At 44.4% G+C, this 15,161-nt stretch carries 10 protein-coding genes; 7 read left to right on the top strand and 3 right to left on the bottom strand.

Features of this window, described 5'->3' with window-relative positions; all coding sequences use genetic code 11:
* Positions 1–54: 54 nt before the first annotated feature.
* The gene (locus K5Q99_RS09690) at positions 55–2,217 is read right to left on the bottom strand and encodes a tetratricopeptide repeat protein (protein WP_220776738.1); all 2,163 of its coding nucleotides are present in this window, start codon (positions 2,215–2,217) and stop codon (positions 55–57) included.
* 134 nt (positions 2,218–2,351) lie between these two features.
* Here K5Q99_RS09690 and K5Q99_RS09685 point away from each other — a divergent pair, with 134 nt between their 5' ends.
* A complete protein-coding gene (locus K5Q99_RS09685; protein ID WP_220776737.1) occupies positions 2,352–4,169 on the top strand; it encodes a M61 family metallopeptidase in 1,818 nt (605 codons plus the stop codon).
* A 202-nt stretch (positions 4,170–4,371) separates the two neighbouring features.
* Here K5Q99_RS09685 and rdgC read toward each other — a convergent pair whose 3' ends face one another.
* Positions 4,372–5,286 carry a recombination-associated protein RdgC gene (gene rdgC, locus K5Q99_RS09680; protein WP_006085165.1) on the bottom strand — a complete coding sequence of 305 codons (915 nt, stop codon included), beginning with the start codon at positions 5,284–5,286 and terminating at the stop codon, positions 4,372–4,374.
* 291 nt (positions 5,287–5,577) lie between these two features.
* Between rdgC and K5Q99_RS09675 the strand changes: the two genes are divergently transcribed.
* The 5 genes from K5Q99_RS09675 to K5Q99_RS09655 all read left to right on the top strand — a co-directional run bounded on the left by K5Q99_RS09675 (position 5,578) and on the right by K5Q99_RS09655 (position 12,526).
* Entirely contained in the window at positions 5,578–6,522 is a 945-nt protein-coding gene (locus K5Q99_RS09675) for a porin (protein WP_012196809.1), read from the top strand.
* Between the two features lie 186 nt (positions 6,523–6,708).
* Positions 6,709–7,398: a phosphate regulon transcriptional regulator PhoB gene (phoB, locus tag K5Q99_RS09670; RefSeq protein ID WP_006085167.1), complete on the top strand. Its 690-nt coding sequence runs from the start codon at positions 6,709–6,711 to the stop codon at positions 7,396–7,398.
* An 80-nt stretch (positions 7,399–7,478) separates the two neighbouring features.
* Positions 7,479–8,777 carry a phosphate regulon sensor histidine kinase PhoR gene (phoR, locus tag K5Q99_RS09665; protein ID WP_220776736.1) on the top strand — a complete coding sequence of 433 codons (1,299 nt, stop codon included), beginning with the start codon at positions 7,479–7,481 and terminating at the stop codon, positions 8,775–8,777.
* A 231-nt stretch (positions 8,778–9,008) separates the two neighbouring features.
* Entirely contained in the window at positions 9,009–9,980 is a 972-nt protein-coding gene (locus K5Q99_RS09660; RefSeq protein ID WP_106651120.1) for a PstS family phosphate ABC transporter substrate-binding protein, read from the top strand.
* 686 nt (positions 9,981–10,666) lie between these two features.
* Positions 10,667–12,526, top strand: a complete 1,860-nt coding sequence (locus tag K5Q99_RS09655; protein WP_220776735.1) for a M1 family metallopeptidase — start codon at positions 10,667–10,669, stop codon at positions 12,524–12,526.
* 615 nt (positions 12,527–13,141) lie between these two features.
* On the opposite strand, the gene K5Q99_RS09650 is transcribed toward K5Q99_RS09655, so the two are convergent.
* Positions 13,142–13,627 carry a glutathione peroxidase gene (locus tag K5Q99_RS09650; RefSeq protein WP_106651117.1) on the bottom strand — a complete coding sequence of 162 codons (486 nt, stop codon included), beginning with the start codon at positions 13,625–13,627 and terminating at the stop codon, positions 13,142–13,144.
* Positions 13,628–13,778: 151 nt separating this feature from the next.
* On the opposite strand from K5Q99_RS09650, the gene K5Q99_RS09645 reads away from it, so the two are divergent.
* Entirely contained in the window at positions 13,779–15,149 is a 1,371-nt protein-coding gene (locus tag K5Q99_RS09645) for a magnesium transporter (protein WP_011846297.1), read from the top strand.
* Positions 15,150–15,161: the final 12 nt, after the last annotated feature.

The following is a 15,161-nucleotide window of genomic DNA, read 5'->3' as shown; positions in this document are numbered from 1 at the left end:
CGTAGAGTGCAAATGCGATTTGCCTGTGACTCTGTGATTAATTACCGATATTGATCAAATATTTTCCAATAATTGCCTATCTTGGTTGTTTTCCCAGCAAGGCCAGCGAATATCTTCTTTATTCCCGTTGGTCTCTAATCTGATTAATCCACGCTCAATGCCTTTTTCAAGGTGTAAAAATAGTGGATTGGCAAACAAGCTCAAAGGGACAAAGTCGAGCGCTCTAAGGGCAACATAATAATCGTCACTTCCCTCTAAACTGCGGGCACAGGCGAGCGCCATCTGCACGGTTTCAAACTTTAATTTCGCGGCCATTTTAATTTCTGATTTCGCCAGCAGTGGCAAGTTGGCAAAACCAAGGCGGAAATGATGGACTATGTGCTGTTGGTCGAGTTTCAGGCGTACTTGGCTGAGTATTTGTGTCGGCTCAATAGGTTGCGTGAAACGAACCGCAAATACCCCTTGGCGTACCACATAAACAGATGCTGCGAGTGCATCCGTTAGATGATTGGCAATTTGCGCTGTTACTGCATCACTAAAATATTGGCCATAGTCCAGATCCGCCGTAAGTTGGGTGGGAAAGGCGATAATCCCGAGTGCTGTTGTGGATTCCTGACTTTGATTATGGCTTAAGTGCGCTAATAATGCGGCATACCCTAAATTGTGAGTGAAGGGCTCCTGTAGCGTTAATTGAGTTAATGCCGCGTTTTTAGCCGTTATTTTGCGGCGATTTTGTAGCATGAAAATAATCACGAGCAGCAAGAGTCCGGCAATAAGGCTGCAAATGAGCAGTAGCGTGTGAGTGTTGTTGCTTTCTTTCACTGTCTCAACGAGTTTTCCCTGTAGCATGTTGAGCTCAAGTTTTAGCTGTTGCTCTGCAAGGGCAGAGGCCGACACAGGGGAGTCTTTATCTGTCTCAGCTGGCTTTTTACCTAGATCAATGATACGGGCTTGGGCATCGATGGTTTTTGCTAATTCACCTAATTTTTGCGCCGCCGAGGCGATAAGGGTGAGTGCGGATTTTTGTTCATCGACCAGTTTTAAATCGACCGCGAGTGCTAATGCGATATCGGCATGGGCCATCATCAGCGGCCAATCTTGGTTGGTTTGGGCGATTTCACCAATTAAGAGTTCGTTATAAACTTGATAGTGATGGCTTTGTTTTTCTTTGAATATTTGATTGGCCATCAGTAAATATTTTAGGGCGTTAACATTGTCATTAATATTTGAGTAGGCTTGTCCTAAATTATGGAAATTAAGGCCCTGTGCGATGTAGTTACCGCGTTTTGCATCTAATTGCTGGGCATTTAGGTAGTAATCAATCGCTTTATGCCAATCCCCTTGTTCGCCATAGACCATAGCGATCACTGTCATACAACTTGAAAGATAAGTGTCATTGCCCATCTTTTTAAAGCCAGCAGCGGCTTCATGAGCATTTTTAAGCGCTTCATCCCACTGCTTTAAGTCACGGTATACCTTAGAAAGTTGCAATTGCAGATTGGTTTTCATTGAAGGGTAATTAGAACGATTGGAGATCCGAATCGCTTCACTATAATGCTGTAGTGATTTTGTAAGCTGCTGATTAAAATTGTAATAAAAGCCAAGCCTCGCTTCAGCCGCCGCGATTAAGTAATCGTTTCTGAGTTTATAGGCAATGTCGCGGTATGTGTGGAAGTGCATCAGTGCAGGCACTTCCTGGCGGATTAATAAATGTAAGCCACCTAAGTGCTCATGAATATTGTGCTTAAGAATCAATGCTTCGATGTCATAGCTGTCGTTGATGCGGGTGAGCGCTTCATTATACAGGCCAATCGCTTCTTGATATTTTTGCTCGGTACGGCCAAGGTAACGCCCATTCAACATGGCGACCATTGCAAGTTCATAGGGCGATTGCGCCGCAGTGGATAAAACTGCAATCAAGCTTTTTGCGTCTTGAAAACCGACCTTGGTTTTCACGTTCGGCTCCATATTCAGCCGAGTCAGCAGATACAAAATCTGTTCAAATTCGGTTGGACTGTAGCCTTGCTCTTGGGCTGCACGTTCAAATTGGTCACGGTTTTGAAACGAAAGGGGGAAGGAAATGGATTGGTTGAGCGCATCATACATTTGCTGTGGCGATTCTCTTAACTCAACTTCATCAGCTTCGATATCTCGGCTTTGAACGCTAAAAGGCAGTGACAGCAACAGAGTAAATAAAATAACCGTGAGTTTTTGCATTTGAACTGTGATTCCTCATTCCTTAAGTCAAGGAACTTATTTTGTTAGCTTTTGTTAGCGCCTAATGAGGATGCTACATCGACTTGTTATACTTGGAAAAATCATAAGAAGCATAATAACAGAAGGAAGCAAGAGTGAAACCCAACAGATTATCAATCTTGATATTAAGTGCGTTATTTTCGGGCCAAGTATTAGCCGATGTTAAATATCAAATTGACCTCGTTAAACCCGAGCATCATATTGCCCAAGTGAGTGTCACTTTTCCTGAAGTGAAGACCACAGATTTTACTGTCAATTTGCCTGTATGGCGCACGGGTAAATATCAAGTATTGCCTTTGGCCGATGGCGTGCGTTTATTTAGCGCCAAAGACAATCAAGGTCAGGAACTCCCTTGGAAACGTACCGCGAGCGGTGAATGGCAAGTCGCGCTCACGAAGCCAACCAGCGTAACAGTTAGTTATCAGTTGTATGCCAATGAATTAGGCCAAAGGGTGCGCCATATTGATGCGAGCCATGCCTACTTAGATGCCAGCGGCGTGTTCATGTATAGCCCGCAATTTCGCTCTGAGCCGGTATCGGTTCAATTGAACGTTCCTGAAGCGTGGCAAAGTTACTCAGGTATGGCATCAGGCACACCAGCGCATTCTTTCATCGCACCGAATTACGATGTGTTAATTGATTCCCCTATCGAAACCGGTGTCAGCACCCATAAGCAATTCAGCGCTAATGGCAAAAGTTATGAGTTGGTATTTTGGGGTGAAGGTAACTATGACGCCGATAAAGTCGTTAAGGATTTAACGGCATTAAGTGGTCAAGCAAAGGCGATTTGGGATGATTATCCCTTTGATCGTTATGTGTATATGGTGCACGCCACTAGCGGCGCCAGTGGCGCGACAGAACATTTAAATTCTACGGTTATCCAACTGCCGCGTTTTAGTTTTCGTGAACGCAAGGATTACCTGCGTTTTATTAGCACTGCATCCCATGAGTTTATCCATACTTGGAACGTAAAGGCTTATCGTCCTGCGGGACTCGTGCCATACGATTATCAACATGAAAACATGACGGAATTACTGTGGATGGCCGAAGGCTCTACCAGTTATTTCCAAGGTCAGTTACTGCTGCGTGCTGGGGTGATGACGCCTAAAGAGTTCCTCGAAGACTTAGCTAAACGCGTGGAGAAAAACCAGCTTACTCCAGGGCGTGAAACCCAATCAGTCGCCGAGGCGAGTGCTGGAGAGTGGAGCAGTACGGGCGGCGATTATGCGATTAATCACAGTGTGAATATTTATTCTGAGGGTTACTTAACCTCTTTGGCGTTAGATTTCTCTCTGCTGCAGGATACGAAACTTAAGCATTCATATCGCGATGTGCATCGCCGTTTATATCAAGATCACCGTGTGCCAAAGGGCTATGCTGTTAGCGATGTGCAGCATATCCTCAAAGACTTATCCGGCAAAGATTATGCGCCTTGGTGGCAGGCAAACGTGAATAGCCCGATGAGTTTAGATTTCCCTGAGTTGTTATCGCAGGCTGGGTTAGTTTTGTCCTATGGTAAAGATTCAAAAGCCAAGGCATTTGCCGGCATGACGTTAAGCAGCGTCCATGGCTCTTTAGTGTTAGACCAAGTGCTGCGTAATGGCCCTGCATGGCAAGCGGGGATTGTTGCGGGGGATGAAGTATTAGCGATTAATGGTCTTAAGGTGACGGCTGCAGGTTTTGATAAGCGCATCAACGACTTTAAGGCTGGCGATAGTATTGAAGTAACATTATTCAGCAACGATAAAATCAAGCAAGTTAAGCTCACCCTTAGTGAACAGCAAAGCGGTAAGCTAGTGCTTAAGGGTGATGCGAAAGCGACTAAACAGCAAAAAGCCTTCTTCAAGGCTTGGTTAGGCATTGATTGGCCGTTTGATAATAAAGGTGAGTTAGTGTCTAAAACCAATGACTAAAGCTAAGGGTATTCGACTTGCGATTAAGCCGAATGCCTTAATCTTAGGCGTTTAGTAGATATAAAAAAGGCGCACCCTCATTTAGAAGTTGCGCCTTTTGTTATTTCAACTCGCTCATCCGAGAAGAATATGAGTGAGTCGCTAATTTAGTTTACCTAACTCACTCACTTGGGTTACTCACTTAGCTTAAATTTAGTACAGCTTAAACTTGTGCTTCTTCGAGTCCACCAAGTGCTGCCACGAGCGCATGCATCAAGGCGACTAACTCGCTGCCCATTAAGGCAAAGTCGGCATCTAAACGTGCCATAGGGTCATCAGTGCCGACTTCATCGTTACCTGCTCTAAATTCTTCTGAGAATTTAAGGCGTTTAACGCTGGCATCCGATTGCAATAATAGTGCAATCGATTGGCCGAAATGCAGTGCTAACTTGTGGACTTGCTTGCCTGTTGCGAGGTGAGCTAATACTTCGTCTTCTTTTAAATCCTGTTGCTTGAAACGCACAATGCCACCTTCATCCGCTTCGGATTTAAGTTCAGCTTCATCTTGCATTTCAAAAGGTAATGGCGCGCTGCCAAGTTTTAACCATTCGGTTAAATTGGATTCGACTGGCGCTTTAAAGCTCAATGGGATCACTGGCAGACTACCGAGTGCTTTGCGTAGGAGTGCTAACAATTCTTCGGCCTTAGTGGCGCTTGAACTGTCGACAAGGATCATTTCCAGTTCTGGCAATATCAGTGCGTGAGTCTGGCTGCGGCGTGAAAAGGCGCGGGGCAGTAAACTTGTGATGATTTCATCTTTTAGCGCATCTTTTTCTTTTTTCGCCATCTTACGATTTTCTTCATCTTCAATGAGGGCGACTTTTTCTTCTAGGGCTTCTTTGACGACTTGGCCTGGGAGGATTTTCTCTTCTTTAGTCACACAAATCAGATGGCGATTGTCGGCGCTGTGTACCAAAGAACTGCCTTTTTTGCCTAACGCATTTGAGAAACCAAATTTACTGACATCTTGGCTTGAGCACGGGGAGAAAGTGAAATCGGCCAACGCAGTTTCTAGCGCTTCGGTTTCGACGGCAAAAGGTTTATTGAAACGATAAAGAGTAAGATTTTTAAACCACATAAGAGGCGCTCATTGAAAATTAAAGTGGCAGTTTACGGCATAGTTTGGGCGGGGTAAACCTGTGTTCGACAGCTAATTTCTAGTGGCTAATCAGAATTCATTAAACTGTAACATAAGAATTAACTCGGCTGTAGGCCCCATCTTTACTGGGTTTAGCACCAAGCTTAGCGTCAGCTTTTTTACCTTGTGCACTAAATGGTCACAATTGAAATAAAACTGAAACACATTCATTGCACACTTTCGGTCGTTCCAAACCAATAACCAAGACGAACATAACGTCGAAAGGATTAAATGATGAACGTTTTTTGTAAAACTCTACTTGCTTCTGCGCTAGCTTCTGCAACTCTGGCTTCAGCTTATGCCGCTGAGCCACTGACTGTTTATGGTAAGTTGAATGTCACCGCTCAATCAAATGATGAGAAAGGTGATGCTACAACAACTATTCAAAGTAATGCTTCTCGTTTTGGTGTGAAGGGTAATTTCGAACTGTCTAGCTCGCTGGAAGCCTTCTATACAGTTGAATACGAAGTTGATACAGGTGCTGCGACTAGCGACAACTTTAAAGCTCGTAACCAATTTGTTGGCCTAAAAGGCGCATTCGGTTCGTTCTCTGTGGGTCGTAACGACACGCTGTTAAAAATCTCTCAAGGTAACGTTGACCAATTCAACGATTTATCTGGCGACTTAAAAAGCCTGTTCAAAGGCGACAACCGTTTAGGTCAAACTGCGACTTACTTATCTCCATCAATCAGCGGTTTTGTATTCGGTGCGACTTATGCTGCTGAAGGTGATGCTGACCAACAGGGTCAAGATGGTTTCAGCTTAGCCGCTATGTACGGTGACGCTAAACTGAAAAAATCACCTATCTATGCTGCTATTGCTTATGACTCAGATGTGAAAGGTTATGAAATCCTGCGTGCATCGGTTCAAGGTAAAATCGCTAATTTAACTTTAGGCGGTATGTACCAACAACAGGAAGAAACTTATAAAAACGCGCTGCCTGTAACGACGGATAGCGTTAATGGTTACCTGTTCAGTGCCGCTTACGATATCGATGCTGTTACTTTAAAAGCACAATATCAAGACATGGAAGATAAAGGTGATTCATGGTCAGTAGGTGCTGATTATGCACTGGCTAAACCGACTAAAGTCTTCGCTTTCTACACCAATCGTTCGTTAGAAGCGTCTGCTGATGATGACAAATATATCGGTGTTGGCTTAGAACACAAATTCTAAATCCAGTATTAAGATTCAATTAAGGAGGCATATAGCCTCCTTTTTTATTGCTATAAACAAACAGTTATATAAACTTATTATGACAAATATCGCTACTATATGGCTCGAGCGGCGTGCTTATTCATAAATCTGTAATAAAAATGACTAATAATAGCCGTGTTGACATTCACTGACAGAAAATCACTTATGACTGCAAGGATATTGATAGTAGAAGACGAGTTAGCCATCCGCGAGATGCTGACTTTTGTAATGGAACAGCACGGGTTTACCACCTCTGCGGCGGAAGATTTTGATTCGGCCATTGCGCTGCTAAAGGAGCCTTACCCCGATCTGATTTTATTGGATTGGATGTTTCCTGGCGGAAGTGGTATTCAATTGGCGAAACGCTTGAAGCAAGATGAGTTCACGCGCCAAATTCCGATCATCATGTTAACTGCCCGCGGTGAAGAGGAAGATAAAGTCAAAGGTCTCGAAGTCGGCGCCGATGATTACATCACTAAACCTTTCTCCCCTAAAGAACTTGTCGCACGTATTAAGGCCGTATTGCGTCGCAGTGCACCGACTCGTTTAGAAGAAACCATTGATGTGCAGGGCTTAATGCTCGATCCTGTGAGCCACAGGGTGAGCGTAGGCGAGACTGTATTAGATATGGGTCCAACCGAATTTCGTTTATTACACTTTTTCATGACCCACCCAGAACGTGTCTACAGCCGCGAACAGCTGCTCGACAATGTGTGGGGAACTAATGTGTATGTTGAAGACAGAACCGTTGACGTGCATATCAGACGCCTTCGTAAAGCCGTTGAAGAGTCTGGTCACGACCGCTTGATCCAAACGGTTCGTGGCGCAGGTTATCGTTTCTCTACACGCATTTAGTGCCGAATAAGTGTTAGGCACAAGTTAGCTTTTAGGCTATCTTGTGCTCCTCTTATTTAGCCTGATGTTTGGGTTTATTTATGTCTGACTCTTATTCAGGGTACCGGTTGTTTACGCGCTTAGCCTTATATCTACTGCTTTGTGCGCTAATAGGTTTATTGGTAGGGAAACTTCTCTGGATACTCTTTATCGGCATGCTAGGGCTGGTTTGCTGGCATTACCGACAATTATCACGGCTTAACTTTTGGTTATGGCGCGATAGGAAACTCACGCCGCCGCAGGGCAGTGGGAGTTGGGAAGGGGTGTTTAATGGCATTTATCGCCTTCAAGGGAAAAATCGTCGACGTGTCGGTCAATTAGCCGCATTGTTGGCGCGATTCCGCCAAGGTGCAGAGGCGTTACCCGATGCCGCTGTGGTGCTCGATTCAGAGCATAATATTTTATGGTGCAACAAGTTAGCGCAGCTTATTCTCGGTTTTGTTTGGCCGCAGGATAATGGCCAGCGTATTGATAACTTGATCCGCCATCCTGATTTTTCCGCTTATATTAAATCCGCACAATACAAAGAGCCGCTGGAGTTACCTTCGCCAGTATCGGATAGGCGTTTGCTTGAGATCCGTATCATGGCCTACGGTGACAGGCAGCTATTGTTAATTGCGCGGGATATCACTCGTATACGTCAGCTTGAGGGCATGCGTAAAGAGTTTGTCGCCAATGTGTCACATGAGCTGAAAACGCCGCTCACTGTGCTACAGGGTTACCTTGAAATGATGCAAAGCATGGCGGAACCCGATTCGATGAACGTCAAGCCGCTGGCCTTAATGCAGCAGCAGACGCGGCGAATGCAGTCCATGGTCGAACAGCTATTGATATTATCGCGGATTGAAGATGCGGCCGATATCAACCTCGAACATACAGTGAACATGACGCAACTGATGGAGGTGCTGAAGGAAGAAGCTAAAGCGCTGGCACAAGACAGATACGAGCTGAGCTTCTATTGCGAACCTGGGCTTGATTCCCATGGGAATGAATTGCAGCTTCGAAGCGCTTGTTCTAATTTGATTTCTAATGCGATTCGTTACACTGAACCCGGCGGCAAAATCACAGTGCAGTGGCGCAGTATGGCCACGGGAGCCATTTTTAGCGTAACGGATACGGGCGAAGGCATTGCGCCCCAGCACATAGGTCGATTAACTGAACGTTTTTATCGGGTAGACAGTGCGCGTTCAAGGCAAACTGGTGGCAGTGGTTTAGGTCTTGCGATTGTAAAGCATGCACTTAACCATCATCACAGTGAGCTTAAAATCAGCAGTGAAGTGGGTAAAGGCAGTACCTTTAGCTTTGTTATTCCCTTGCATCTTATCGAGCGTAAGAAATAAATTGCTTGATTGAAATATTCGCAATTAATGATAAAAACAGGTCACTATGGCCTGTTTTTTTTATTTCTAGGGCTACTGAGTTCATTATTAATGACAGAAAAAATCGATATATAACGCATTGTCATCTAAGTGTCACATCACGGACATAGAATTGTCATTGTAGCGATTGATACTGGCTGCGTCTGAAGAAACTTAAGTTACGAATTAGTTAGCTTACTACTGGAGCACATAATGAAACTGAAAAAGCTTGTCGGCGCGATTACCCTAACAGCCGCTGGTGTATTCTCTGCAACTGCGATGGCATCGATTGATCAATCTCTGCCAACCTATGAAAAAGCAAGTGGCGTGTCAGGCAACTTATCATCTGTAGGTTCAGATACGTTAGCCAACATGATGACACTTTGGGCTGAAGAATTTAAACAAATGTACCCTAACGTCAATATCCAAATCCAAGCGGCAGGTTCTTCTACTGCGCCACCAGCGTTGACTGAAGGCACTTCACAATTCGGCCCAATGAGCCGTAAGATGAAGCCTAACGAAATCGAAGCGTTTGAAAAACATTATGGTTATAAGCCAACTGAAATTCGTGTAGCTATCGATGCTTTAGCGGTATTTGTTCACAAAGATAACCCAATCAAAGGGTTAACCGTTGAGCAAGTTGATGGTATTTTCTCTTCTACTCACAAATGTGGTAGCAGCGATATCCAACGTTGGGGTGAGTTGGGTTTAGACGGTAACTGGTCTGCTAAAGACGTACAACTTTACGGTCGTAACTCTGTATCAGGTACTTATGGTTACTTTAAAGAGCACGCACTGTGTAAAGGTGACTTTAAAGCCAACGTGAACGAGCAGCCTGGTTCTGCATCTGTCGTGCAATCAGTTTCTCAATCTCTAAACGCGGTTGGTTACTCAGGTATTGGCTACAAAACCGCTGGTGTTAAAGCAGTGGCAATTGCTAAAAAAGGTAATGAGTTTATCGAAGCAACGGCAGAAAACGCAGCTAACGGTACTTATCCATTATCACGTTACCTATATGTTTACGTGAACAAGCAACCAAATAAAGACTTAGCACCAATGGAAAAAGAATTTATCCGTTACGTGTTGTCTAAGCAAGGCCAGCAAGTAGTTGAAAAAGATGGTTATGTTACTATTCCGAAAAGTGTTGTAGCCAAAGATTTAGAAAAAGTGGGTATCCGCTTGTAAGTTAAACGGCTTGTGACTCAAGGACCTCCTCGGAGGTCCTTTTTGTTTTTTGGGTTTTATCTGAACTGTGTTGTTTGGTCATTTTGTCTGGTAAATGCCAAATCAAAGACATAAAAAAAGCAACCTAAATAGGTTGCTGTAAATTCCAAATCGGAATCTTGGGACGGTCGCGCTAGAAACCATCTAAAGGAGAATGATGATGAACGAAGAAACTCATTGCAAAGATTCGGTTCATAATATCTGACTCAGCATCTTTAAATTAGTTCAGAGAAAGTGCGAAATATTTTAAATAATTTTGCATATGTTTTTTTAAAGAGGTGTGAGCCTCGATTTTTTGCTCCGTTTGTACCTCGCAATTGGCGTCGTAGACTATTGCCCCGCAATTCTTGCATGACACAAGAGAATCGATTGCAGCTCTGTGATTGCCACCAAAGATGAATTGTTACAAAAACTCGCCGATAAGCTGATCTAAAACTCTGCTACGATTTGCCTCTGAGCAAATGTGCAGTCGATAATAATCTGTGATGAGTTATGGCTGTGAGTCGTTATAACAACGACAAGTTATGCAGTATTGCTCTACAGCTGCGTTCACTATTATGCATTCAAACTTACCCTTTACAATTGAGCCAGAGATAGGGGGCTAGCGCCCATCGCCCTGTGCCCATAACTTGAATATTGAGGCGACAGTGTTACAACCAACTAAGACTAAGAATACCTTAGCGGATGCCACGACTTGGGATTTCACCCGAGATTACCATTCTTTTGCTAATACCGAACAAGTGCAAGTGACCCATGTCTCTTTGGATTTGCTGGTGGATTTTGACGCGCAGCGTCTTTTTGGCAAAGCGACGCTGTCCTTGGATTACCTTGAGCTTGATGTCACTGAACTTTGGCTCGATAGCCGCGATCTCACCATACTCGCGGTTACTGCCGTGGATGCTGCTGATACAACGAGTGTTTCGACAGCAGAAAATGAAGCGCCGCTCGATTTTCTACTAAGTGACGCCAATTCTATTCTCGGGCAAAAAATATGCATCAGTTTGCCAACGTCACCTTGCAAGCAGGTTTGCATTCACTATCACACCTCTCCAGCCGCCCAAGGATTACAGTGGTTAGCGCCTGAGCAAACTGCGGGTAAACAGTTACCTTATCTCTTCAGTCAATCGCAACCGATCAATGCTCGTAGCTGGATCCCACTGCAGGACACGCCTAAGGCGCGGATAACCTTTGATGCTAAAGTGCAAGTGCCCAAAGGCATGCGAGCCGTTATGAGCGCGATGAATCATCCCGACACGCCGCTTAATGGTGTGTTTCACTTTGAGATGGAACGACCTATTCCGACCCATTTGATGGCGCTGGCCGTCGGTGATATTGCCTTTCAAGCGATAGGCCCAAGATGCGGGGTGTATACTGAGCCAAGTATGTTGGCGGCCGCCGCAAAAGAGTTTGAAGACACCGAACATATGCTCGAGGTTGCCGAGTCATTGTTAGGTCCTTATGTGTGGGACCGTTACGACATGATTATCCTGCCGCCGAGTTTCCCCTTTGGCGGGATGGAAAATCCACGTTTAGCCTTTCTAACGCCCACACTTATCGCCGGCGATAAAAGCTTGGTTTCCACCGTTGCCCATGAGTTAGCGCATTCGTGGACGGGCAATTTAGTCAGTAATGCAACCTGGCGAGATCTCTGGTTAAACGAAGGTTTTACGACTTACTTTACTAACCGTATTGTGGAAGCGGTTTACGGCAAAGAACAAGCAGAGTTGGAGTGGGTGATAGAGTTTGGTCGCTTAACAGAAGAAATGGCGTCTTTGCCTAAGGATAAACAAACCTTGCCCGCCAATGTGCAGCAGGGCGATCCTAACCTTGCCTTTAATCGTTTTACCTATGATAAAGCCTCGATGTTTGTCCATGATCTCGAGCGCAGACTAGGGCGAGTGGCGTTTGATAAATTTTTACGCAATTATGTGGACCATTTTGCCTTTAAGGCGATTACCACCGAAGTGTTTGTAGAATACGCGCAGCAAACCTTACTGCCATTACACTCAGATAAGATCACCGAAGCCGAGCTGTTAACGTGGATTTATGGCGAAGGTTTGCCCGAGGGATATTGCGGACCAACATCCATGAGTTTAGATAAAGTGGATGATGCGCTGGCGTGCTTTATACAGGGAACGGCCGCGAGCCTATTAAGTGTAAAAGATTGGCGAGTACATAATTGGCAGTATTTTTTGACCCAATTACCGGAAGTCATCAGCCAAGTACAACTGATGGATCTGGATGAAACCTTCCAATTTACCCAATCGACTAACGCAGAAATTGCCTGTGATTGGTTTAGGGTGGCGATTCGCAATCATTACGACCCTGTGTTGCCGGCTTTAAGTGCTTATTTAGTGCGTATTGGCCGCGGCAAATTTGTGCGGCCACTTTATGCGGAGCTGCAAATCGCGGGGTATCACTCTGAATTAAAAGATATCTATGCAAAGGCTCGCGCAGGCTATCACCCTTCAATTCAAGTTCAATTGGACAAGTCGTTAATATTATAGACATTTAGGCGATTATAGAGATTTAGGTATGATAGAAATTTAAGTAAAAAAAATGGCAACCTAAGGTTGCCACAAGGAAATCAGTGCGGGATACAAATAGAATTCAGTGCGCTAGCGTGTTTTCTATTGTGTCCCAAAAGGGAGATGATGATGAACGACCAACTAATTAGACTCAATGCGATAAAACAGAAACTGTGTCATTTGAGTAGATGAAACTGTGATTCCACATATTTCATTCTCAAGCTGCATTTAATCTTATCCGTTAATCCTTACCTATACTCAGAGTCGCCATTTTTAATTAAGTTCATCGATATCGCAAAAAAATTCCAAAAAGTTTAAAAAAGATTTTCTGAGGGATAAAAAGCAGTTGAAATGAGCTGTTACATTTATTTTACATATATATCATTGGGATAAAAAAAGGCAACCCAATGGTTGCCTAGTGACCTATTCCTAGGTCAAGGGGGCCGCGCTAGAAGCCCTAGGGAGATGATGAACATGAAAAAGACATTCACTGTTCAATATATTTGAGGGGCTTGTACGGTTAAAGTTCCATAAAAAGTTAAAATAAATCTAAATTTTTATAAAACGCAAAATTTCAAATAGATAGCGAGTAAATTATTTTAGCAAAGCGGCAATTTTACTTTCTAACGCTTCGGGTTTCGTGGTCGATGCAAATCGTTCAATCGCTTCGCCTTGGCGATTAACTAAAAATTTGGTGAAATTCCATTTGATACCTTGAGTACCTAATACACCGGGAGCGGCTTTCTTAAGGTATTGATAAAGTGGATGGGTATGTTCGCCATTCACTTCTATTTTAGAAAATAGTGGAAATGTCACGCCAAAATTCAATTCACAAAAGGCTTGAATACCTTGCTCATCGGCTTTTTCTTGGGCGCCAAATTGATTGCAAGGAAAGCCCAAAATCACTAATCCTTGGTCTTTATATTTTTGATATAACGCTTCTAATCCCTTGTATTGCGGTGTAAATCCACATTCACTGGCGGTATTGACGATTAAGAGAACTTTGCCTCGATACTGCTCTAAACTTACCGCGTTGCCTTGAATGTCTGTCGCTGATTGGCTGTATATGTTCGTAGTCATGTTCACCTCCATAGGATCTAAGTCAAACAGCATAAACCTAAAAAAGGTTTTCAGCAATATAGTTGTGCACAATTTATTTTGTGAGTTTGCTAATTTACTTGATTATCAATATAGTTACAGCAATTTTGTAGCTAAAGAAAAGGGCATCTGTGTGACAGAAAATGACGCAGAATACGAAACAAACATGCAAGCGGACGTGGGGCAGGTTGTTCAACAACTCACTGAAGTTGAAGGCGAAGAACAAGCTGAAGTGTTCAGCGAAATTCTGAATGACTCAGAACCTGGAACCATAGCCTTAGCGCTTGAATCCTTGCCCTTGGATGAGCGTTACGAACGTTGGCAGCAAGTTGAATTTGCTGACCGAGTGACAGTGTTGAGCTTAATGCGTGCCGATCCGCGCATGGGGATCCTCAAACGGATGCCCGACAATGAAGTGGACTTGCTATTTGCCCAGTTAAGCCCAGAAGATTTAATTGAGTGGAGTGACTATCTCCCTGAAAGTTTTACCGATCGCGCCTTGGCTCAGATGGGCGAGCGTCAGCGACAACGATTCGAGCTTTACGATCAGTACTCTGAGAATGAAATCGGCCGTTATACCGATCATCAAATGTTGGTGCTCAGTGATAAGGCGAGCGTTGCTCAGGCACAGCGCTTTTTCCGCCGTATTGAACTCGATTGTAACGACAATTTGTTTATCGTTGATGATCAAGATAAGTATCAAGGTACAGTGCGTCGGTATGACATTTTTAAGCATAATCCCGATGAGTTATTGATTTCACTTTTGTCCGAGGATAGCCGTGCGTTATCCGCTGACACGAGTTTATTGGAAGCGGCCGAAGCGATAGAGCACAGCCGCGAAATTGAATTGCCTGTGATCGATGAGTCTGGCGAGTTAATTGGTCGCGTGACGCTGCGAACCGCGACCGCTTTAGTGCGTGAACATTATGAAGCGCAGTTGATGGCAACAGCGGGTATGGATGAGTCCGACGACTTGTTCGCGCCGATTATGAAGGGCGCCCAGCGCCGCGCTGTCTGGCTCGGGATTAATTTGCTGACGGCTTTTCTCGCTTCGGCGACGATTGGCTTATTTGAAAATGTGTTATCCCAAGTGGTCGCGTTAGCAGTGTTAATGCCGATTGTCGCTTCTATGGGCGGTATTGCGGGTAGTCAGTCGTTGACGCTGATGATCCGCGGTATGGCCATGGGACAGATTTCAGCAGGTAACTTGTTTTCGTTAATGAAGAACGAACTCGGCATTGGCATAGTTAATGGATTTTTGTGGGCAATAGTCATAGGTTTAGTCGCTGGCTGGTGGTTCGGAGAAGCGACCATAGGCATAGTGATTGGCTGCGCAATTTTGATTAACATGGCCGTGGCGGCAATTGCTGGTGTGGTCGTGCCTATGGTGCTGCAGAAGTTTAATCAAGATGCAGCGCTGTCGGGGTCAGTGATCTTGACCACAGTAACGGATGTGGTGGGCTTCTTTACTTTCTTAGGTATGGCGACCCTCTTATATCTGTAGTGCATTGGTATA

Origin of the sequence: Shewanella hafniensis (genome assembly GCF_019655335.1) — a bacterium.
GTDB classification, from domain to species: Bacteria; Pseudomonadota; Gammaproteobacteria; order Enterobacterales; family Shewanellaceae; genus Shewanella; species Shewanella hafniensis.
Note: the sequence above shows the minus strand (reverse complement) of the source record. Positions and strands in the feature narration are given on the sequence as shown.

Excerpts from the sequence above, each read along its gene's own strand:
- K5Q99_RS09660 (WP_106651120.1), top strand. The coding sequence starts at position 9,009 with ATGAAACTGAAAAAGCTTGTCGGCGCGATTACCCTAACAGCCGCTGGT.
- phoR (WP_220776736.1), top strand. The coding sequence starts at position 7,479 with ATGTCTGACTCTTATTCAGGGTACCGGTTGTTTACGCGCTTAGCCTTA.
- K5Q99_RS09690 (WP_220776738.1), bottom strand. The coding sequence starts at position 2,217 with ATGCAAAAACTCACGGTTATTTTATTTACTCTGTTGCTGTCACTGCCT.
- phoB (WP_006085167.1), top strand. The coding sequence starts at position 6,709 with ATGACTGCAAGGATATTGATAGTAGAAGACGAGTTAGCCATCCGCGAG.
- K5Q99_RS09675 (WP_012196809.1), top strand. The coding sequence starts at position 5,578 with ATGATGAACGTTTTTTGTAAAACTCTACTTGCTTCTGCGCTAGCTTCT.
- rdgC (WP_006085165.1), bottom strand. The coding sequence starts at position 5,286 with ATGTGGTTTAAAAATCTTACTCTTTATCGTTTCAATAAACCTTTTGCC.
- K5Q99_RS09650 (WP_106651117.1), bottom strand. The coding sequence starts at position 13,627 with ATGACTACGAACATATACAGCCAATCAGCGACAGACATTCAAGGCAAC.